15 protein-coding genes, 1 tRNA gene and 1 pseudogene are annotated in these 20,805 nt (G+C 66.2%); 5 read left to right on the forward strand and 12 right to left on the reverse strand.

The genetic code is table 11. The annotated features are described in order from the left end of the window. Positions 1–36: 36 nt before the first annotated feature. Positions 37–681 (forward strand): TIGR03086 family metal-binding protein, encoded by a 645-nt coding sequence (locus IBX18_RS13145; protein ID WP_194833987.1) that lies wholly within the window; start codon positions 37–39, stop codon positions 679–681. A gap of 1 nt (position 682) precedes the next feature. Here IBX18_RS13145 and IBX18_RS13150 read toward each other — a convergent pair whose 3' ends face one another. The 3 genes from IBX18_RS13150 to IBX18_RS43090 all read right to left on the reverse strand — a co-directional run bounded on the left by IBX18_RS13150 (position 683) and on the right by IBX18_RS43090 (position 4,950). After that, positions 683–1,447 (reverse strand): RluA family pseudouridine synthase, encoded by a 765-nt coding sequence (locus tag IBX18_RS13150; RefSeq protein ID WP_194834332.1) that lies wholly within the window; start codon positions 1,445–1,447, stop codon positions 683–685. A gap of 51 nt (positions 1,448–1,498) precedes the next feature. Then, entirely contained in the window at positions 1,499–2,506 is a 1,008-nt protein-coding gene (locus tag IBX18_RS13155) for an adenylate/guanylate cyclase domain-containing protein (protein ID WP_194833988.1), read from the reverse strand. Between the two features lie 110 nt (positions 2,507–2,616). Continuing rightward, positions 2,617–4,950, reverse strand: a complete 2,334-nt coding sequence (locus tag IBX18_RS43090; RefSeq protein WP_194833989.1) for a galactose oxidase-like domain-containing protein — start codon at positions 4,948–4,950, stop codon at positions 2,617–2,619. 164 nt (positions 4,951–5,114) lie between these two features. Here IBX18_RS43090 and IBX18_RS13165 point away from each other — a divergent pair. Further along, positions 5,115–5,354 (forward strand): annotated as a pseudogene (locus IBX18_RS13165) (ornithine decarboxylase); the annotation flags it as partial. 73 nt (positions 5,355–5,427) lie between these two features. Here IBX18_RS13165 and IBX18_RS13170 read toward each other — a convergent pair. The 3 genes from IBX18_RS13170 to IBX18_RS13180 all read right to left on the reverse strand — a co-directional run bounded on the left by IBX18_RS13170 (position 5,428) and on the right by IBX18_RS13180 (position 8,423). After that, a complete protein-coding gene (locus IBX18_RS13170) occupies positions 5,428–6,087 on the reverse strand; it encodes a DJ-1/PfpI family protein (protein WP_194833991.1) in 660 nt (219 codons plus the stop codon). 104 nt (positions 6,088–6,191) lie between these two features. Further along, a complete protein-coding gene (locus IBX18_RS13175) occupies positions 6,192–7,340 on the reverse strand; it encodes a lipase family protein (protein WP_194834333.1) in 1,149 nt (382 codons plus the stop codon). A 159-nt stretch (positions 7,341–7,499) separates the two neighbouring features. Continuing rightward, the gene (locus tag IBX18_RS13180; protein ID WP_194833992.1) at positions 7,500–8,423 is read right to left on the reverse strand and encodes a LysR family transcriptional regulator; all 924 of its coding nucleotides are present in this window, start codon (positions 8,421–8,423) and stop codon (positions 7,500–7,502) included. A 70-nt stretch (positions 8,424–8,493) separates the two neighbouring features. Here IBX18_RS13180 and IBX18_RS13185 point away from each other — a divergent pair, with 70 nt between their 5' ends. Continuing rightward, on the forward strand, positions 8,494–9,381 hold the full coding sequence (locus tag IBX18_RS13185; RefSeq protein ID WP_194833993.1) for an SDR family NAD(P)-dependent oxidoreductase: 888 nt from the start codon (positions 8,494–8,496) through the stop codon (positions 9,379–9,381). 94 nt (positions 9,382–9,475) lie between these two features. On the opposite strand, the gene IBX18_RS13190 is transcribed toward IBX18_RS13185, so the two are convergent. Continuing rightward, the gene (locus IBX18_RS13190) at positions 9,476–12,748 is read right to left on the reverse strand and encodes a BTAD domain-containing putative transcriptional regulator (protein WP_306796249.1); all 3,273 of its coding nucleotides are present in this window, start codon (positions 12,746–12,748) and stop codon (positions 9,476–9,478) included. Positions 12,749–12,845: 97 nt separating this feature from the next. Between IBX18_RS13190 and IBX18_RS13195 the strand changes: the two genes are divergently transcribed. Both IBX18_RS13195 and IBX18_RS13200 read left to right on the forward strand, forming a co-directional pair. Beyond that, positions 12,846–13,724 (forward strand): alpha/beta fold hydrolase, encoded by an 879-nt coding sequence (locus IBX18_RS13195; protein ID WP_194833994.1) that lies wholly within the window; start codon positions 12,846–12,848, stop codon positions 13,722–13,724. 682 nt (positions 13,725–14,406) lie between these two features. Then, positions 14,407–15,546, forward strand: coding sequence for a site-specific DNA-methyltransferase (locus tag IBX18_RS13200; RefSeq protein ID WP_194833995.1), 1,140 nt, complete (start codon positions 14,407–14,409; stop codon positions 15,544–15,546). On the opposite strand, the gene IBX18_RS13205 is transcribed toward IBX18_RS13200, so the two are convergent. From IBX18_RS13205 to IBX18_RS13225, 5 genes are all read right to left on the reverse strand, one after another. Beyond that, positions 15,539–16,789 (reverse strand): hypothetical protein, encoded by a 1,251-nt coding sequence (locus IBX18_RS13205; RefSeq protein ID WP_306796250.1) that lies wholly within the window; start codon positions 16,787–16,789, stop codon positions 15,539–15,541. The two genes, IBX18_RS13200 and IBX18_RS13205, sit on opposite strands and share 8 nt — an antisense overlap. Positions 16,790–16,902: 113 nt before the next feature. After that, entirely contained in the window at positions 16,903–17,859 is a 957-nt protein-coding gene (locus IBX18_RS13210) for an AAA family ATPase (protein WP_194833997.1), read from the reverse strand. After that, positions 17,856–18,515, reverse strand: a complete 660-nt coding sequence (locus IBX18_RS13215; protein WP_194833998.1) for a hypothetical protein — start codon at positions 18,513–18,515, stop codon at positions 17,856–17,858. Before IBX18_RS13215 ends, IBX18_RS13210 begins: the two co-directional genes overlap by 4 nt. A 1,185-nt stretch (positions 18,516–19,700) precedes the next feature. Continuing rightward, a tRNA-Arg gene (locus IBX18_RS13220) sits at positions 19,701–19,773 on the reverse strand. A 65-nt stretch (positions 19,774–19,838) separates the two neighbouring features. Beyond that, positions 19,839–20,744 carry a methyltransferase domain-containing protein gene (locus IBX18_RS13225; RefSeq protein ID WP_194833999.1) on the reverse strand — a complete coding sequence of 302 codons (906 nt, stop codon included), beginning with the start codon at positions 20,742–20,744 and terminating at the stop codon, positions 19,839–19,841. Positions 20,745–20,805 lie beyond the last annotated feature (61 nt).

The following is a 20,805-nucleotide window of genomic DNA, read 5'->3' on the forward strand; positions in this document are numbered from 1 at the left end:
GTACTTATTATTTGGACTAGTAGAGAGCAGCCATAGATGGCGACCGATTCGGATACCAGCGCAGAACTGCGCACCCTCGACGCGCTGATGAGCGCCGTCGATCTCATCGCGTTGAACGAGCGGGCGGTGCGGACGAGCATCGGCCTGGTCGAGCAACTGACCGGTGCGGACCTGAGCAAGCCGACGCCGTGCGCCGATTGGACGCTGCACGGCCTGTTGACGCACATGATCGCCCAGCATTACGGATTCGCCGCGGCATCCCGTGGCGACGCCGACCCGGTCCAGTGGAAGCTGCGCGCACTCGGTACCGACCCGGTGGCGAGCTATCGCGCCGCCGCCGAGCATGTCCTCGCGGCGTTCGCCGAACCCGGCGTGCTCGACCGCAAGGTTCCGCTGGTGGAGTTCAGTACCGACTTCCAGTTCTCCGGAGCTCAGGCGGTGAGCTTCCACTTCATCGACTACGTCGTGCATTCCTGGGATGTGGCAAAGACTTTGGGGTTGCCGGTGCACTTCGACGACGAAGTTCTCGATGCCGCGTTCCCGGTGGCCGAGGCGGTTCCCGGCGGCGAGATCCGGCTGGCGCCCGGTGCCGCATTCGGCCCGGTGTTGCCGTCATCGAGTGCGGATCGGCTGGACCGGATCGTCGCGATGCTCGGCCGGTCGCCGGAATGGCCGCACTGAACTAAGCGCCGCGCAGCAACTCGCCCGCGCGGCGTAGCAGGTCGGCGGGTTCGTTCGGCTCGGCCTGGATCGGCCGCCAGAAGTCCGCGTCGGGTGTCGCCGCCAGTGCGAGTTCCGGTGGGGTACGCCAGTCCGCCGTCAGGCCGAGCCGCCATGAATGCAGGTAAGTCCGCTCGTGTGCGCCCGACTTGTCGAACAGCGGGTCGCCGACGATGGGGTGGCCGATCCAGGCCAGCTGCACCCGAATCTGGTGGCGGCGACCCGTGATCGGGCGCAGCGCGAGTACCGCGTGGTCGTCGCGGCGCAGCACCGTGGCGAACTCGGTGCGCGACGGATAGTTCTTGGTATCCAGCAGATCGGCGTCGGCGACGAACCAGCGGTCCGCGTCGCGGCGAATGCTCTCCCGCGGCGCCGCGATGCGGACCCGGTTCTTGCGTCCGACGCTCAGCGGCAGGTCGATCGTCCCGGTGTCGGGCAGTTCGCCCGGCGCCACGATGGCGAGGTAGGCCTTTTCGGCGGTCTGCTTGTTGAACTGCCTGGTCAACTGGCCGTGCGCGCCGAGTTCCTTGGCCAGCAGCACCAGTCCGGAGGTCACCTTGTCGATGCGGTGCACCGGATAGAGCGTTTCGCCCGCCGCGGCAGCCATCTCGACCAGGTCGGTGTCGTGCCGCTCGCCGGTGACCGAGATGCCGGCGGGCTTGTGCAAGGCCAGGATCGCCGCGTCTTCTTCGACAAGGAATCGCGCGCGCAGCTCGGACCAGTCCATCTCCACTGGAACGAGCTTAGGTCGCGGCAGGTACCGCGCTCGAAGCGGTGCTCAGTGGTTCTTCTCGTTGCGCCGCAGGATGTGCGGGCGCAGCCGATTGAAGCCGCGGACGCGGACGCTGCGCAGGTTCTTGATCAGGAACTCGGGCTCGCCGTCCAGCGCCGCGGCGGCCTCGTCATCGATGAGTACCGTGCCGGGCCGGGCGACACCGGTGAGCCGGGACGCGATGTTCACGACCGAGCCGTACAGATCGCCGAACCGCTGCAGCACCGCGCCGTAGGCCACCGCGACGCGCAGTTCCGGGGTGCCGCCGACCATCATGGTGGACTCCTGGATGGCCAGCGCGATGCGGGCCGCGTTGGCCGCGCTGTTCGCGGCGAACATCACCTCGTCGCCGACGTTCTTGACCACCCAGCCGCCGTTCTCGGTGATCGCGGCGGTCGTGGTGGACTCGAACGACTCGAGCAGCAGCGAGAGCTCGTCGGGGTGCAGGTGCCTGGTCAGTCGCGTGTAGCCGACCATGTCCGCGAAGCCGACCGCCAGTTCGCGCACGGTGTCCCCGGCGGAGGTGCCCGGATCGAGCGACCGCGAGAGCGCGGCGGCGAGGTGGCGGCGCCAGGCGTAGGTATTGAGCTCTTCGAGGGTCGCGATGGTGCCCTCGGTGGCGGTGCGCACCGTTTCCTCGGGGTCGGCGGCGGGGTCGGCTGCGGCGATGCGTTCGCCGATCTCGGCGAGCACCAGGTCCACCTGCCACTCCGCGAGCCGCGCCATGCCCTGGCCGAGGGTGCGCGCGGTCGCCGCCTGCTGCCGCGAGTCGGCCGAGGCCAGCACGTTCAGGTCGCGGAAGTTGCGCAGGGCTGCGATGTCGGCGTCGGTGTAGTCGACGGCGTCGTCGTCCAGCCCGGCCGGGAAGCCGAGGGCGGTCCACAGTCGCTTGGTGAGCGCCGTGGTGGTGCCTGCCTGGTCGGCGACGTCGGTGCGGCTGTACTGCCTGGCCCCGTCCAGCAGATACGACTCGACGATCGACTGCACCAACTCGGACTTCTCGGTGGGCACCATGCCCGTACCTTACGACGACCGCGGCGCTACTCGCCGCAAACACCGCCACCATTGGGCCACCTCACAGCGGGCGGCCCGGTCGGCGTGTCCTAGGAACGGTTAGCCGCGTGTCAGCCGAGGCGTAGCCGGCGGCCGAGCGAGGGCACGCCGCCGGTGTCGACGGCGAAGATCAGGTACCAGCCCGGTGGCGCGAGCGCGGGGTTGTCCGGCAACGTGATGGTCACCGAATCCGGTGCGGTGCTGGTGAATTCGAGGTCGACCAGGCGTTGTTCGTTGTCGCAGGAGTGGGTGCACGCGCAGGGGCGGACGAGGTTGATCTCCCGCAGCGCCGCGGCGCTGGTCGCGGTGATGGCCGCACCGTACGTCGCGGACTCGGCGCCGAGCTGGAGCTCGGGCTGGTCACCCTGGAAAAGGTAGGGCGGCCAATACATTTCGATCCGCAGCTCCTCGGTCTTGCGCGCCGGATTGGAGCCTGCGGTGATCACCTTGCCGTCCGGGGTGAGCAGGGCGACGGAGTGGTAGAGCCGGGGGACGCGACATTTCGCGGTGTGCATCCAGCGGTTCGTGGCCGGGTCGAAGATCTCGGCGTGCGGCGGCGCGGCGTGCGCCATCTCCTCCATGCCCGAGCCGCCCGTGGCCAGCACGGTCCGGTCCGGCAGGATGACCGCGCTCAGATGCATGCGGGCGTGGTCCATCGGCGGGCCCGGCTGGTAGACGGGTGTCGGCCCGGAACAGTCGACGATCCGCGTGTCGGCCAAAGCCGGTGCGGGACTGTGCATATCGAATCCGCCGCCGCCGAGGATCATCACCCGCTGCTGTTGCGCGGGTGGCAGCAGCACGCTGGCGGATTGGTTGCGTGAGCCCGGATCGGCGAGGCCGGGCACCTCGGTGGTCGCGCCGGTCGCCGGATCCCAGATCGACGGCCGCATACCGTTGTTGCCACCGTACTGGCCGCCGGTGTAGAACAGGCGGCCGTCGGCGAGCAGCACCAGGTGGCCGTACATCGGGATGGGGCCCGGAACCGGCAGCTGCGACCAGGTCTGGGTCGCGGTGTCGAAGAGTTCGGGCACCACCGAGAGGAAGTTGTCGGCGCCGAGACCCGACACCGAGACCACGTTGCCGTCCGGCATTGTGACGAGCGAGGGGTACCAGCGCCCGAAAGCCATGTCCGGCATGCGGTTCCAGGACAGTGCGGCGGGGTCGAAGATCAGCGCGTCGGGCAGGCCGTAGAACGGGTCGTAGCGTTCGGTGCCGCCCGCCGCGAGCAGCCGGCCGTCCGGCAGCATGGCCTGGCCGACGCAGAACAGGTCGATCGGCGTATCCACCGAGTCCAGTCCGGGATTCGGGTAATGCCATACGCGCGTGCGGAAGTCGTGCGCGTGGTGGCGATCGGGGTCGTTGCCCGAGCCGGCGAAGAACACCACGTCGCCGGTGTGCAGCAGCGCGGCGTGCACCGGGTTGATCTCGGTGTCGAAATCCAGGATCCGCCACACACCCATGTGCGCGGCGTGCATCAGGTCGGTCTCGAGCTCGACCACCCGCAGGTAACCCGCGTTCTGGCCGGGCAGCGCGTCGATGGTGAAGACGACCAGCTCCGGCGGCGCACCCGGTCTGGTGAGTAAAGCCGTTGCGGCACCTTGATTTTCGGTGAATCCCCAGTCGGGCACCGTGGACCACGTGCTCCAGCCGTCGACCGCGTGACCGGAGCCGTCCAGCCCCCAGCCGATGGTGTACACCCCGACATTGCCCTCGACCGGATTGTCCACCGCGAACACGATCAGCTCGGGCCTGCCGTCACCGTCCAGATCCGCGACAGCGAGGCCCGCGCCCTGGTTTTCCCAGCCGTACCAGTCGGGCACCGCGAGCCATGGTGTCCACTCGGCCACCGAGCCGTCCGCCCCCAGGCCCTTAGCCAGCCGGAACTGGCCACTGTTCTGACCCGGCGGGTTGTCGACGGTGAGCAGGACCAGCACCGGTTGCCCGTCGAGCACCGTGAGACAGATATCGGCGCCCTGGTTTTCCCAGCCGAACCAGTCCGGCACCGGCAACCACGGTGTCCAGCCGCCGGTCACCGTGCCGTCGGCGGCCAGGTCGCGGCCGATCCGGTAGTAGCCCTGATTCTGGCCCGGCGGATTGTCGACCAGGAAGATGACCAGGTCCAGCTGGCCGTTGTCGGAGAGATCGGCCAGGGCGATCCCCGCACCCTGGTTCTCCCAGCCGAACCACTCCGGCACCTCCAGCCACGGCCCCCACGCGGGCACCGTGCCGTCGGCCGCGAACCCCGAGCCGACCCGGTAGAAACCCGCGTTCTGGCCCTCCGGGTTGTCCACCATGAACACCACGACATCGGTGTTTCCGTCGCCGTCGATATCCGCGACCGCGACGCCGCAATCCTGGTTTTCCCAGGCGAACCACCCCGGGACGGGAACAAACTGTCCGGCCACACTTATATGGTCGTCCGTCGCCGCCGATCCGGCGAGACCATCCTTTCGTGGTTACCGAAAAACGGGGGCGTAGCCCGGAGTGTGCCGTGCTGGGGCGTGGGTACTCGACCAACGTGGATCACTCGAAGGCGCCGCTTGTCGACGCACTGGCCGAGTACCACTAGACCGTCATGCTGCCAAGGGACGCCTTTTTCAGCCCCAACACGGTTCCCTTCGCGGAGTCCGCGGGCCGGATCGCGGCCGAGCAGGTCACTCCGTACCCGCCGGGGATACCGGTGATCCTGCCCGGTGAACTGGTCGATGACGCTGTGATCGAGTACCTGCGTTCCGGCATCGATGCGGGCATGAACGTCCCGGATCCCGCGGATTCGGAGTTGAAGACCATCCGCGTGGTCGCCCGCTGAGCAACTCACCGGGCAGAGACGCTCCGCTGGGATGGGGTGGCGGGCGAACGGATGATGACTTGCGGTTAGCCGATCAGGCGGCGACGGGTACGGAACCCGTATTGCGCCAGACGGTTCCGCGACGTTCGTAGGCGATCAGTTGCTCCACGGCGTGGGCGACCTGCGGGCCGAGTTCGCGTTCCAGCAAATACAGGCCGACGTCCAAACCGGAGGTGACGCCCGCACCGCAGATCAGATCACCGTCATCGATGACGCGGGCGTCCACCACCTGCGCCCCCGTGCGCGCCAGTGCCGTCATGCCCAGCGGATGCGTGGTCGCTGGACGGCCGGTGAGCAAGCCGGCGAACCCGAGCAACAGCGAGCCGCCGCAGACGCTCGCGACGGTGAGCCCCGGCCGATCCATTGCTTCCTTCAGCAGGGCAGCCAGTTCGGTGCCGAGGGCTCGGACGAGGATGGTCAGCACACTGTCGTCCCGGTGATCCTCCGCGTCCGTCGGCATCCGGCCCATCGCACCGGGCACGATGACCAGGTCCGCACGTTCCGGATCCAGCCGCCCGGTGGCCCGCAACGACACCGGGGCTACGCCGCTGGGCACCTCCCGTTCGCCCTCTGCGGAGACCAGTTCGACCTCGAGCGATCCACCGGTGACCGTGCCGCCAGCGCCGAGCACCTCGTAGGGCGCGATCACGTCCAGCGGATCGAATCCGTCGAACAGTACGAACTGTGCGAGCATCGAAAGTCTCCTTCTCTTCGGTGATTACGACGCTAAGTGCCGCGCCGGTCCACGAGAAGTAGCTCGACCGTCAGGTTCCAACGGATTCTCGCCAGGTGCGCCTGCTACCGGACGCGAGTGAGGAAAGCGTCGATGGCGGACCACATTTGGGGGTTGAGCTGGGTATGCGTCCCGGTGCCCGTGACGGTCTGGAAGTCGACCCCGTTGGCGGCGAACTGAGCGGCCAGTGCCGCGTGCAGCGGCGAAGGGACCGTCGTATCGGTGACGTTGAGCAGCAACAGGATCGGGGCGTCGTAGCCGCTGGTCGGCACCGTCAGATAGGACTCGTAAGCGGCTCGGACACGGCTGTCGGACAACGGCTTCGACAGCAACTCGCCGATGCCGACACCCTCCACCCTTGCCTCGATCTCCGGCTTACACATGGTGCCGATCTCATCGAGCAGCGTCCGCCCCGCCGGGCTCAGATACTGATTGAAGTCGACATCGGGGCGCGCGGCTCGGAAGCCGGCGAAAATGCTCGTCAAGAAGCCCAGTGTTTCCGACGTTCCCGGCACCGTCGGAATGGCGGGACCCGCTATGGGCAGCGCCTTTTCGACATCGGACTCCGGGTCGATCGCGATGGTGCCGCGGTAGTCGAGGTCGGAGGCGTAGCTCGACTGGAGATGACCGGTGCCCAGTGCCGCCTGGCCACCCTGCGAGGGGCCCAACGCGGCCCAGGTGCGCGACAGCTCGGGGTGCGCGGAGCGGGCGGCGCGCAGCAGATCGATGGTGGCGGTCGCCTCGGTCTTCAGCTCCAGGTACGGGTGCGGGCCGGTGTCGAACAGTCCGAGCCCGAGGTAGTCGGGAGCCACCACGGCGAAGCCCTGGTCGATCAGGCGCAGCATGATGTCGTCTTCCTCGGTATGCCAATGCGAGTGCGGCGCCGTGCTCGGATCGGACTCGCCACCGCACCCGCGGCCGAGGCCGGTGGTTCCGTGATCGAACGCGATGACCGGCCACCCGTTCGGCGGCGGCGTGCCCGTCGGCACGAACAGGGCCCCGCTGGCCTGCTGTGGCGTGCCGTCCGACCCGGCCATCCAGTAGGTGATGACCGACCCGTTCGGCATCGGCCGCCAGCCGTCGGCCCGCGGGGTCGATGAGATCAGCGTTCCCGGAGTTTCCGCGGTGGCCGGTGCGGCCTGGAGACCGAGCAGGACGCTTGCCGAGGCTGTCGCCAGGGCCACCACACTCTTCCAACCACGAATAACGCGCATCGAAGACTTCTCCTTGTGCTGGGCGGGCGACCAGGTGAAGAGCAGCTCAGGACGGTTATGCAGGTGCTGCAACGAGCGGAAGCAAACTACAAGCAAATCCACGGTACTCCGCGCTGAGTCGGGTCGTCGTGCACCGCGGGGTGGAGTCGCGGTGAGTGGTCAGCGGGGTATGTCCAGCTCGATCGCGGCGGCCCGGAGTGCTTCGGCGGTCCGGGCCGCCGCGTCGCTGAGCGGGGACGGAAGGTGTGCCAGCAGCAAACGCCGCTGTTCCTGTGGGCCACCGCGGACCTGCAGGATGCGCACGCCGGGCGGTGCGGCGGGAGCCAGGATGGCGGGGAGGGTGGTGAGTCCGCAACCCGCGGCGACCAATTGGAGCTTGGCCAGCCAATCGCGCGCGGTGTGCGTGATCTCGGCGCGCTCGTCCAGTCCGGGCCAGACGCCCATCAGCCGGTCGTCCGTGGTGTTCGGCCCGGCGATCCACTGCCGGCCGTGCAGGTCGGCGACGTCGATGTAGTCGCCGCGCGCGAGTGCGTGCGCGGCGGGTACGGCCACGCACAGGCTGCGCTCGGTGAGGGTTTGCAGGATGAGCGCGGGCGACTCGGTATCCGGCGGCCGAAACGGTGGCTCGGAGCCGAGGAGTGCGAGGTCCACGCTGCCGGCGCGTAAGGCGCGAACCAGTGCGGGTGTGCTGCCTTCCCGGCTCCGTACGGTGATGCCGGGATGGGTTCGGCGCAGTGCCGCAATGGCTTTCGGCAGCAGCGCGGCACCTGTGCTGGGGAACCAGCCCACCCGTACCGTCGCCGTCTGGGCGGGCAACCCGGACAGTTCGCGGGCCGTCGCGTCGATCTGCTCCAGCACTGTGGTGGCTCGGCGCAACACGAGATGTCCTGCCGCCGTGAGTTTTACGCCGTCACGACGACGCTCGAGCAGTTCCGTACCCGCCATCCGCTCGACCGACGCGATCTGCCGGGAGACCGCGGACTGGGTGTAACCGAGTGAGCCCGCCGCTGCGGTGAAGGTGCCCTGTTCGGCGACGGCGCGGAAAACGCGCAGCGCGGTGAGCGAGACGTCGGTGAAGTCCATGAGTTCTACGCATACCAGGTGTGCCTGACTTTCGTTGGACTCATGGTTGCGGCGTTCCTAGTTTGGAGTCATGAATGTCGCACGTATTGCCCTGGTGACCGGGGCGAATCAAGGTTTGGGGCGGGCGCTGGCCGAAGGGCTGGCGGCCCGGATGGACGCGGCTGATCTGGTGTTGCTCACCGGACGCCATGCGCAGCGAGTTGCGGAGGCCGCGGCCGAGGTTGCGGAGGCAGCCGGCACCCGGAGTCAGGTGCAGGGCCGGGTGCTCGATGTTGCCGATACTGCGGGCATCGCTGATTTCGCCGCGGAGCTGTGGGACAGCTACGGCGGTGTGGACCTTGTGTTCTCCAACGCCATCACTCGGCTCACTCCCGATCGGTCCCAGTCGGCGATGGCCGATGAATTCATCGATGTCTCCAACACTGCGACGCATGCTGTCCTGCGCAGCTTCGGTCCGATGCTGCGGCCCGGTGGGCGATTGCTTGTGGTGGCAAGCACATTGGGTGCGCTGGGGCACTTGCCTGAGCGACTGCGTCCACTGTTCGATGGTGCCACTCTTGATCAGGTCGAGGAGGCCGTCGAATCTTGGCGCAGCGCAATACATTCGAAGACCGTGCAGGAGGCAGGGTGGCCGCGTTGGCTGAACGTGCCGTCGAAGGTGGCTCAGGTTGCCGCTGTGCGCGCGGTGGCCGCTGAGCGTCGCGACAGTGACTTGGCCAGTGGCACCTTGGTTGCCGCAGTGTGTCCCGGCATGGTCGACACCGCGACGTCGCGGCCGTGGTTCAGCGATTTCAGTCATGCGCAGACACCGGACGAGGCGGCCCGCGCTGTGCTCGATCTGGCGCTGACGCCGGGCGTTGATCCAGCAATGTATGGAGAACTGATTCGCTTTGGTCGGGTGGTGCCTTGGTATTCCGGGAAACCGCCTGTCGAGCAGGATCTTCTGCTTACTCCGTGAAGTCGTCGGCATCAGTCGGGCAAGGAGGTTGGGCTGCTGCGGTTCTCGGTTGTCGAGGTGAGTCGAATGGTCGTGAGTCGCGAGCCTGTGAGGACTATTCGTGTGTGCGCAGTGACGCGGTGACGGCCTCGATGAGGTGGGTCGAGTGGGCTCGGCGGGCGAGGGTGAGTGCTTGCTGGCGGTGCGTTTCGGCGGCTTCCGGGTTGCCGAGGGCAGTGGCCAGCTCTGCCAGGTAGTAAGCGACAGGTTCGAGGGTGATGAGGCCGCTGCCCGCGCCGGCGAGTTCGGTTGCGGCCGGTAGGAGTTGGTCGTAGCAGCGCTGCATGGTCGATATGTCTGCGAGGGCGTGGGCGGCGCGGGCGACGAGGCAGGTGCGTAGTTCGAGCAGCAGGTCGCGTGGAGAGTCGGGGACTTCTTGTAGGGCGGCGGCAGCTTCGGCACGAAGGCCGTTGTCCAACAAGATGATCGGGCGGACCCATGGTTCGTACGGTCCCCAGGCCGCTGCGTCGTCACCGGGCGTCAGCCGGTGCTGGAGTCGGAGGCACAGTAATGCGAGGGGGAGGAGGCCCTGTTCGACGCCGGGCATGCCGCTGCCGGTGAGCATCCTGGCGGCGGTGCGGTAAGCGGTCTCGGCGGCGTGCTGGGTGCCGGTGAGTGCGGTGCGGAGCGCGGCGTACCAGTGGGTGAAGACGCCGACCATCGGAAGCTCGTACTCGGTGGCCAGCTGGTCGGCTGTGGCCGCATGTATGTCTGCTGATGCTAAATCGGCTGTAGCGCAGTCTGATTGGATGCTGATCAAGTTGCCGAGCACCTCGAAGGTGACCAGCCGGTGCTGCCGTGCGACAGCGGTGAGTTCGTCGCTGATGCGAGCGCGTTCGGCACTCAGGCCGGTGCGCTGGCAGGTATGCATGAAACGCCCGTTGAGGGCGAATGCCAGCAGGGCGGGATCGTTGAGCTCCCTGGCGATCGTTTCGGCTTCTTCGGCGGCGCGTAGACCGCGGTCGTCGTCTGCGCCGCGCAGTTCGAGGGCAACCGTCGTGCACAGCCTGGCGCGCAGCTCACGCTGCTCGGCGGGCAGGGCCGCGAGGATACGTTCGGCGGCGGTCACAATGTCGCGTGCGAGGCCAGGGTCGTCGTTGGTGGTCCAGAGGGCGGGGACGTCGAACGCGCTAATCACTCGTGCGGCCTGCACCGGATCGGCCCACTGTCCGGCCTGTTCGATGGCCAGCCCACGGTAGTGCCTCGCCTCGGCCAGGTTGCCGGTGACCGCGAGCGTCCGAGCGAGACCGGTGATCGCGTCGAGTCGCGCGGCCGGATCGGGCCGGGGCATCCGGTCGAAGGCTTCGAGGGCTGCACGCCATTGCCGCACTGCCTCGGCGAGTGCGAAGCCTCGTTCCGCCGCGACCGCCGCGGCACCCGCGTACCGGGCTGCGCTCGCCGCGGTGGCCCGGCTGTTCGCGCGGACGAAATGATGTGCCAAGACGGAAACATCTGCGAGGCCGATCTTTTCGAGTAGCTCGCCGATCTCGCCATGCCATCCGGCCCGGCGCGGACCGCTGATGTCGCGGTACACGGTATCGCGCACCAGCGCGTGGGTGAATCGCAGTGATTCGTCGGGCGATTCGGTGAACAGCCCTGCTGTCAGCGAAATCTCGAGGTCATCGAGGGCCCGGGCGGTGTCGCCCGCGAGCTCGATGAGGATCTCGCGGTCGACCTCCTCACCGAGTAGCGCCGCCTGCTGGATGAGGGTCTGCGCGGACTGCGGCAGCATCGCCAGACGATGCCGGATGATCTCGCGCACGCCCGCCGGGACGGCGTCGAGTGCGTCGGGCCCCTCGTCGCGAAGCAGCCGGGCCAGCTCGCGAACGAAGAACGGATTACCGTTGCCGCGCCGGTGAATTCGATGGCCGTCGCGCTCGGCGATATCCGGTCCGGCGATTGCGCGCACCAGTGCGACGGTGTCGTTTTCGGGCAGACCGCTCAGGTACACACGAACCGGCTCGACGGGCGCCATCTTGGCCAGCGCGGCAGTGAGTTCGGTGGTGATGTCGGTGCTGCGGTACGTCGCCAGTATCAGCACCGGTGCCGCGATACCGCCGGTGACGAGCACGGATAGCAGATCCAGGGTTTCCGAACCGGCGTTGTGGATGTCGTCGAATACCAGCAGGACCGGTGCGCGTTGCGCCACCGACGCCAGATAGTCGGCCGCGGCACGGTGGAACAGGAAGCGCGCCTCGACCGGATCTGTGGGTGTGGCTTCGTTGTTCGGTTGTTCGTCGCTATTCGCTGGAGGACGCTCGTGTGCTGCCCCTGCGGAGGTCAGCGCCGCGAGGATCCTGGTCCAGGCCCAGCTCGGTGGAACGCCGAGGTCGGCCGGACTCTCGCCGCGTGCGACGATCCAGCCATCGTCGGTCAACACAGACGAAACCTCTTCGGCGAGAGCGCTTTTACCGGCTCCCGCTTCGCCCGCCAGCAGCACCAGCCGGGTGCGGCCGTGCCCGGCTACTTCGTTCGCAACGTGCTGTATGGCGGCGAACTCCTGCCGACGACCGACGAAATCCTTGCCGGGCAAGGATGTTCGGGCGGGTACGGCCGAGGAAAGTAGGTGCGGCGCGTGTGCCAGGATGTCCGCCTCCACCCGCTGGAGTTCCGGTCCGGGGTCGGTGCCCAACTCGCTGCGCAGCAGGTGACGGATGCGGCGTAAGGCGGCAAGTGCGTCACTCTGTCTGCCGGAGCGATAGAGCGCGACAGCGAGCAGTTGCCAAGCGTGCTCGCGCAGAGGATGTTCGGCGAGCAAGGCATTCAGCGCCGATTCGGCCTCGGCGGGCCGCGCGAGCTCGATCAGCGCGGCGGCCCGATGTTCGACGGCCAGCAGTCGCAGCCCGTCGAGCCGATCGACTTCGGCACGCGCCCAACCCTGTTCGGCGAATTCCGCGTAGGCGGGTCCGCGCCACAGTGCGGCCGCCACGTCGGCCATCGTCAATGCGCGCTCGAAGTGTTTCGCGGCGAGCAGTTCCGCCGTCCGCGCGACGGCGGTCTCGAACCGGTCCGCATCCACCGCATCCGGCTCGGTGTGCAACGCGTATCCCGGCGTGACGGTCACCAGCACCTGTGCCGGTGTACGTGGTGCGCGGTCGGGTTCCAGCACCCGCCGCAGCTCGGCGACGAACGTCTGGATCGCGCCCACCGCACCGCTCGGCGGCCGTTCCCACAGGTCGTCGATCAACTGATCCACCGTGACCATGCGCCCCCGCGCGACGAGCAACCGCGCGAGCACCGCGCGATGCTTCGGCCCCTTCAGCGGCAGTGGCGTCCCGGCGCGCTCGGCGCCGATCGGGCCGAGAACGCCGAAGTTCAGCTGCGCCACGCGTCCGCCGACGCCGTACTCAGTCGCTGCTGACCAGTTGCTGAGTGCGCGAGAAAAGACTGTCCACCGTCACCAACGAACATCGGAAGGACACCTCATGGCACCGAAGATTACCGGATTCGACTACCAGCGGATCGCCGTCGCCGACCAGGTCGAATTGAATGTCGCGGTCGGCGGTTCCGGCAGCCCCATCGTGCTGCTGCACGGCTTCCCGCAAACCCACCTGATGTGGCGTCACGTCGCCGCCGACCTCGCCGCCGACCACACCGTCATCTGCCCCGACCTGCGCGGTTACGGCGACAGCGACAAGCCCGCCGACGCCGACGGCACCACCTACTCCAAGCGCACCATGGCCGCCGACATCGTCACCGTCGCCCGCACCCTCGGCCACGACCGCTTCGCCCTCGCCGGCCACGACCGCGGCGCCCTCGTCGCCATCCGCGCCGGCCTAGATCACCCCGACACCATCACCCACCTGGCCTCACTCGACGTCCTCCCCACCCTCGACATGTGGGACGTCATGCACGGCGTAACCGCCGCCGTCGGCTTCCACCTCTACCTCATGGCCCAACCCCCCGGCCTCCCCGAAAAAATGATCGCCGCCACCCCCGACTTCTTCTTCGCCCACTTCCTAGACACCTGGACCCATGACCCCGCCGCCATCCCACCCGAATTCCGCGCCGCCTACCTCACCGCCTCCGCCGCCGCCATCCCCAGCATCGTCGCCGACTACCGAGCCTCCGCCACCATCGACCTCGACCACGACCGCACCGACCGCACCACCGGCAACCACCTCCGCATGCCGGTAACCGTCCTCCAGCAAGACTGGGGCGCCGCCCTAGGCTTCGACGCCCCCGCCCTCTGGAAACCCTGGGCCCCCAACCTCACCCACACCACCGTCACCTCCGGCCATTTCATGGCCGAAGAATCCCCCGCCACCGTCACCCAAGCCATCCGCGCCCTACTGACCCGCTGACCCCACAGACCGGCACGGACAGCACGCCAGTGCTGCCTGTGATAGGTGAAAGTGAGTGCCCATGCCCATATGCGGGCGAACTGTTTCGCTGTGCCGTCGGCAGGACATGCTAAGCATAGGACGCCGGAAAACGCCTGTTCATCGCGGATTGCTATCCGATCTGGCAATGCTGGCCCGCCGCTCCGGGTGGGTTCCTATACCCCCTCTTCGCCGCGCCCTCAGCGCGGCACATCGAAGATGGGAACGCGCGGTGACAACTTGGTAGTTGAAGTCAACTTCCCATGTGATGCGGGCGGATGCTGCGTCGTGGCAGCGCGGCCGAATGCGAACGCGCCCGCCATGCTCGGTGTAGGCGAGTTGCTACGACGTGGGCAACGCGACTAGGACTCGGGGACTTCGCCCGTGCTCGTCTCCCGCCACGATCCAGCGGTGCCGTCATCCGAGAACCGCCGACAAGCATCCCCCCGGTCGCATGGAACAAACAACCTGCGCGAGGCGACCAGCGGCTAGATGGCATGACACGCCTGGGGTCATTGATCTTGAGAGATTCCGAATCTGACGGTGGGGTTGGCTACGGTGTTACAGCGCGGTCCGATCTTGGCCCTTCACGGGGCGCTTACATACATGATCTGGCCAACCAAACCCGCAATGCTGTCACTGCGCCCGCCTGAAGGAGAACCCAGTGTCGATCGCCCCGGATACCAGCTCCCCTGAGCCCGAGCAGAAGCCAAATCTGGGCGTCGTCGGCACAGGGGAGTTAGCCGACTGGGAACAGGGGCTACGCAAGGCCGAGAAGAGGATCGTTACCGGCGATGCCCGTGACACCACTCTGGTCGCCGACTCGGTGGATCTCGTCGTGACATCGCCCCCGTACTGGCAGAAGCGGGACTACGGCCACGACGATCAGATCGGACAGGAGGCAACTCCTCAGGGCTACGTCTCGGCGATGATGGACTGCCTAGACGAGTGGAAGCGTGTATTGCGCCCCACGGGGTCGGTATTCCTCAATGTCGGCGACACCTATTACAAGAAGTCTCTGGTAGGCATCCCCGGCCGCATTGAAGCCGCCGCCGTCGACAATGGCTGGTTGGTCCGCAATCGCATCATCTGGACAAAGGATGGCGGGATGCCGGAGCCAGCGAAAAACCGCTTGGCCAACCGGCACGAGTACATCATCCACCTTGCACCAAAACAGAGCTATTACTACGACCTGTACGAGTACTCAGAAGCCTACGGAAATGGGGCCAACCCCGGCGACGTCTGGCAGATCAACCCCGAGCGCAATATGAGCGCGCACCTGGCGCCGTACCCCCAGGAGCTGGTTCGCCGAGCGATCTTGCTGGGCTGCCCTCCGCAGGTCTGCGAAACGTGCGGCAAACCTCGAACTCGAGTACTTGAGCGCACCCGCATCCTCGACCCCAGCCGTCCTCAGGCTCGTCGCGCGATGGAGCTTGCCGACGAGGCCGGCCTCACCGACGAACACATTCGCGCTATCCAGGCCACTGGTGTCTCCGATGTGGGCAAGGCCACGAAGTTCCAATCCGGTACAGGGCGCAACAGTAAGGCCGTGCAAGCCCTCGCCGCCGAAGCGAAGGAGATCCTTGGTGGGTACTTTCGCGAGTTCACCTTCGCCAAGAAGGTGACGACAGGCTGGACCGACTGCGGCCACGACACCCCCTCACGCGGAGTCGTGCTCGACCCATTCGTAGGAACGGGGACCACCCTCAACGTCGCGATGAGCCTCGGACGTGACGCGGTGGGGGTGGACCTCATCCCGATGGTTGATCATCAGGCCCCTCGGGTGGTGAAGCAGGTCAGCTAGTCGCGGCGATCAACTCGACCAGCGATTGCGCCATCGCAGCCATTTCAGCGTCGAGGTCGTCGGCAGCCAGGTCTATGCGGTACTGGGCGACGAGAACCTCGCCCACGCGCCCACAAATCACGAGGCCGCCTGCGGCGTACTTGCGGCGAGGATGAATCGTCAACACCGCCGGGCTGCCATAACGCACGCCGTACACCACCACCTGCTCAAGTTCGGCTCGGTCGGCGTATCGGGTCACATTGGTGTACTTGACGTCCGCCACCAGCGGCACGCCCCCGCCGTGCCGGGTGAAGAGTATGTCGGGTGTGGCGTTCGGGTCGGTGCCCTTTCCCACTTCAGAGTGCTCCGGAAGAGACGCTTTTTCCTCATCGGCGACTGCTTCGTAAAGCGGTCGCTTGCCCGGCGAGACGTTGCCGTCGAGAACTCTCAACTCGGGATGGTCTGTGAGGACTCGTTGCAGACTGAGGCGGACGAAGCTTTCGAATAGGTCCTCGGTCTTGACCAGCAGCGAGCCCGCGGAGATGGATCCAGTCTCGGCATCCAGATCGAGGCCGCGCCCACTGAGGACTGCCACGGCCAGGTCGAGCGCTGACCGGTAGTACGTGCGGGCCTCGGGTAGCGCGGCCGATGATCGGACGATCGCGTCGTTCATAAAGGTGTGGTGACGGTCGTCGGCAGCTTCGTCGAGCACACGAAGTGCGTTGCTGAGGCGGGCGATGCGGTGTCGAACCTCGCCGATGGGTTGTCGTGAGCGGTATCTGCTGTGGAGGAACCGGGTAGCGGCCTTCAGGCAGCGATTGGCCGGGTTGTCGGCTGTTTTTTCGAACCACGAGTACACCGCTCTGTGGTCGATCCCGCGGGAGGCGAACTGGTTGATCGTCGGGGCGATCTCGATCCGTCCGTGTGGGTAGGAGGAACTATCCGTCCGTCGGTGATAGGTGCGAAAGAGACCGCGTTCCTCGATGGTGTCGACCGCGACCAACAACGCGTCGGTGACGACATCGAGCATCCAGTCTTCCCAACGATCGGTGACGTGGTAGGGCCGCAGCGCGGCAAGTGCCGTGGGGACGTAACCGCACACCGTGACCATGTGGGTCAGGTTTGTCAGCGGGAACCTCGGTCGGACCTGAACGCTGAGATCATCAGTGAGGGCGAAGATTCCGCTGACACCGCGGGCAAGGAAGCGGAGCTTCCCGTTCTTGAAATCGGTCATGACGTACCGGTTCAGCACGTCGTCCGACACTCGAAGAGTGCCGTCGCTGCGCAGTACCAGTTCGGGTGCCACCTTTATCTCGGCGTACTCGATGCATGTCAGCAGCGTGCGTCCAGGTGCAGTCAGGTGTGTGACGACGGGACTCACGACTGCTCGCCGGTGTCAAGAATATCGTCTGCCTGACTAGTCGCGAGAACCTTGTTCCACCCGTTCACGACTTCCTTGTGCGTTGGTTCGTCGTACTTGAAGGCTCGGTCGATAAGATAGTGGAGTTGGTATTTCCACACGTCCTGCAGGCTGTCCGCGTCGACAACTGAAGAGAAGTAGGCGTGGCCGATAGATGCCGCCGGGTTATTCTTCGCGCGAGCATTGGTCTTCGAGAACCAGGCCAGCAGTCGATTGGTAAGTCCCTCGGGAGCACCGTTGGCGCTGAGAATTTTTCGCAACGTATCAGTGTCGGGCAGCATCTCGATTTTTGCGAACCGACGCTCAAACGCCGCGTCCACGTCGTCCACGCCACGGTCTAGCGGGTTCATTGTGGCGATAAGCCACAGGTTCTTGGGGATGATGCACTCATCCCCTGATGGCAAAGTGAACGGAATGCCGCGCTTGGACTTCTCGATGTAAGTTAGAGCTTCTCCGAATACGCGGCCAACGTCTGCACGGCTGAGTTCGTCAATGACGAGCACGTGCGGTCGCTCCTGCATGTCCGTGACAGCGGCCTCCACCAGTTGCAGAAACACGCCTTTTTTCTGGATGAAACCGTTGCCGTTCTTCTTCGGCCGAAATCCTTCCATGAAGTCCTCGAACTGGTACGAGGCATGGAACTGGATGAACGCCTGGCGATCGGTGTCGCCGTCGGTAAGGAGCGCGGCGGCTTCACCGGCCAGCCATGACTTGCTCGTACCAGGTGGGCCGCTGAGAATGACCCCACCGAACTGATCGAGCAGCCGTGCGATCTCCTTCAGTCGCGAGTCTTCCGAAGACAGTAGAGGTGCATCCGGCGCGCTCGACCCATGTGACACCGCGATGCGGGCGTCAGAACCGATTCCGAGTTCGTCAGCAGTGAGGCGGCGGCTGTCAGCGATCAGATTAGTCATCGGTCTCCCTCCCCGAACGTGACCATGTCTGCCGATTCCTCTGTGGCCTTGACCGGCATGGATTCGAACCACGCGACATCGGGTTCAGCTCCGGTGGTGAACAGGGTATCGAAATCCGAGCCAGCGGCGGTGGAGTCGAATCGGAATACCTGGCAGAACCCGTCGATCAAGTCAGCGGCCGTTGCAGCCGACGAGTCGAAGCTGTAGTTGCGGAGGAAGAACCCCGCGAATGGCCAGGCTGGCTGGCGATGATTGTTGAGGTGTACGTTCAACGCCAGCTGCGCGTGATCCGCTGGCAGACTGAACTTGCGTTCGGATGCATCGAGCATGAACCTCGACGTTTTCCGCAGCGAACTCGGCGCGTAGCTACCAGGGATGTTCCGATTCTTCCAGTAGCGGCTTGGGTCATGCGTGGTTCGCGACGAGAACGGCAGGTAGTTCGGCTTGTTCGGCGGCCCTCCGTCGACCGCCAGTAGCTTGCTGACTTCGGTCCAAACCGGCTCAATGCTCGTCATGGACCCTCCCTCGATCCCGCGCTTGCGGATGTGCAGATACGCGAGGAACTGCTCGTGGATGAAAGGCTTGTGTAGTGTGTCGATGCTGCGGCGCACGGCGTCAACGGTGAGGACTTTTCGGGGCGGTGCGAGCGAGGTCACCCGCTGAGGATATGCCAACGCTGTATCTCGGCCTCAAACATGCGGCAGCGGTCATTACGCTGGAAGATAGCCCATCTCGAATATCGATCCAACCAGGATCGCGCTCTCGCGCCAGACCAGGCGCCGCCCGAATTGAAGCTGAGCGGCCCGGAACCGATGTGTGCCCAGGTACCGCCACATTGCGGAGGGGATGAGGCAGCAGCGCCATAGGTGTCGGCCGGGTTGTCGCCATGGAGCGGGCTTGTCGCCTCTCGGTGTCGCCAGTTGTCGCCTTTGTGTTGGGTTGCGGTCTTGTGGTGTCGCCTCGGGCGATGGGATGTCGTGGTTGCTGGCGTCTGTGCAGAAGTCCCGCCGTGATGATCTTCAGTTGCGGTCGCTGTCGGGCTGGTGCGAGAGGTTGTTGCAGCACTTCGTTCAGCTCGGCTAACGCACTCGTAGGCCTTCGGCGAGGCAGTGCTGCTGTCACGGCTCGGATGACGTTCTTGACTGCCTCGCCCCGGCAGTAGTAGACCAGTTACTAGTGGCAAGAAAAGTGACAAGACGATCGTCCCGTAATGCGGGTGTTCCGCGCCTTCATCCGCGCAGTCCTGCTTGAGTGGCCCGTGGAAGAGAATGTTCGGCAAGACCCACAAGCACTACGGCTACTACACGTGCGCACCGAAGCCGGACCTCTTCGGTAAACCCGAGGAATACGCCGACCACACCCGCTCGGTGTACGTCCGCGAAGCCCTGTTGGAATGCCTCGAAAGTTCTTCAACCAACGGGGTCTTCGGTCCCGACCGCACCACGCTGCTGCGCCAACAGCTACGCGGCCACGCCTTCGGCGACTGCCACGACATCGAGCAGCGAATCACCTCGGTGAACGCGAATCCCGCCCGATCACCAGCAGCTACGAACTCGCCGACGCGTGGGCCGAGCGGCTACGTCACCGGTTCAGCGAACTCGAGCAGCAACGCCGAACTGGACACCCTGCGCCAACAAGCCGTCCGCCAGCAACCCGACTTGATCCATGAGCCAGCCCGTCTGGCGCTGCACCTCACCGCCGCCCCCGACACCCTGCGGGACCAACCGCCGTGCGGCCGACTACAACCCAAGAACCCGCCGCTGTGCTTTCGTCCGCATCGGGGGGGGGGGCACAGCGCGAAACCGCACTGCATGGGCACCCCCAGTTACCCATGTTCTACGTGCCCTCGGCAGGATTCGAACCTGCGACACCCGCTTTAGGAGAGCGGTGCTCTATCCCCTGAGCTACGAGGGCTGGCCCGGTTCCCACCGGGACGTCGGGGAGTCTACCGGGTGGAGGGCGTTTGGACCGAAACGGATTCAAGGGGACTTGGTGCCGACGGCGATGATGTAGTCGGCCCAGGGGCCCCAGAGGGTGAGGGCGGGGTGGCTGAAGGCTAGGCGGAGGGCTGGGTTTACGCGGCGCATGTCGGGGTCGCGGAGGCGTTTGGTGAGGTAGGCGGCTAGGGGGGTGTAGACGTGGCGGCGGATGGAGTAGGTGGTGGCGTTGCTGAAGCCTGCGGTGGTTAGGGCTCGGCGGTAGTGGTGGAGGTCGAAGATGTCGGTTTTGGGTAGGGGGCTGGGGTGGTCGGTCAGGCGGAGGAGGGCGCGGGTGGTGGGGGTCGTGCGGGGGACTATGTCGGCGGTGACGAGTTTGCCGCCGGGGCGGAGGACGCGGTGGGCCTCGGCGAAAAACTTTGGGTATGACGGGAAGTGGAAGGCTGACTCGAGGGCGGTCACCTTGGTGCAGGACTCGTCTGGGTAGGGGAGGTCGACTGCTGAGCCGTATTGGTAGCGGATGCGGTGGGCCAGGCCGAGTTCGGCGGCGCGGCGGGTGGCGATCTCGATCTGTTCAACCGCGATGTTGACGCCGATGATCTGCTCGGGCTCGAATTCCTGGGCCCAGAGGAAGTCCTGGTCGCCGTAGCCGAAGCCGACGTCGAGTTGGATGTCGCCGGGGCCGAGTTCGGCCTCGCGGGCGACCAGGCGCGCCAGGTCCCGGCTCGCCTCGTCGAGGGTGGCCGGGTTGTCGCGCCAGTAGCCGAGATTGATGAACAGGGAGTCTTCGCCGAACAGGTTACGGGGGCCGACTACGTCGTAGACTCGGCCGACTCGCTCGCCCGCGGGCAGGAATGGGACTCTGGACCACTCGTAGCATTCCTTGGCCCAGCGGAAGGATCGCGTCCGGAAGTCCTCGACTGAATAGTCGGCGGTGGTCAGCGTCATGAGCTCTCCCGATGCTCGCTCGACCAGTCGCCGCCAGTCGATTCGGATTCCCGATGCTGAC

The organism is Nocardia sp. XZ_19_369 (assembly GCF_015355715.1).
In the GTDB taxonomy this organism is placed as follows: domain Bacteria; phylum Actinomycetota; class Actinomycetes; order Mycobacteriales; family Mycobacteriaceae; genus Nocardia.

Bases quoted from the DNA above. Each gene is read 5' to 3' on its own strand.
- IBX18_RS13145 (WP_194833987.1), top strand. From the start codon at position 37: ATGGCGACCGATTCGGATACCAGCGCAGAACTGCGCACCCTCGACGCG.
- IBX18_RS13150 (WP_194834332.1), bottom strand. From the start codon at position 1,447: ATGGACTGGTCCGAGCTGCGCGCGCGATTCCTTGTCGAAGAAGACGCG.
- IBX18_RS13155 (WP_194833988.1), bottom strand. From the start codon at position 2,506: ATGGTGCCCACCGAGAAGTCCGAGTTGGTGCAGTCGATCGTCGAGTCG.
- IBX18_RS13170 (WP_194833991.1), bottom strand. From the start codon at position 6,087: ATGCTCGCACAGTTCGTACTGTTCGACGGATTCGATCCGCTGGACGTG.
- IBX18_RS13175 (WP_194834333.1), bottom strand. From the start codon at position 7,340: ATGCGCGTTATTCGTGGTTGGAAGAGTGTGGTGGCCCTGGCGACAGCC.
- IBX18_RS13180 (WP_194833992.1), bottom strand. From the start codon at position 8,423: ATGGACTTCACCGACGTCTCGCTCACCGCGCTGCGCGTTTTCCGCGCC.
- IBX18_RS13185 (WP_194833993.1), top strand. From the start codon at position 8,494: ATGAATGTCGCACGTATTGCCCTGGTGACCGGGGCGAATCAAGGTTTG.
- IBX18_RS13195 (WP_194833994.1), top strand. From the start codon at position 12,846: ATGGCACCGAAGATTACCGGATTCGACTACCAGCGGATCGCCGTCGCC.
- IBX18_RS13210 (WP_194833997.1), bottom strand. From the start codon at position 17,859: ATGACTAATCTGATCGCTGACAGCCGCCGCCTCACTGCTGACGAACTC.
- IBX18_RS13225 (WP_194833999.1), bottom strand. From the start codon at position 20,744: ATGACGCTGACCACCGCCGACTATTCAGTCGAGGACTTCCGGACGCGA.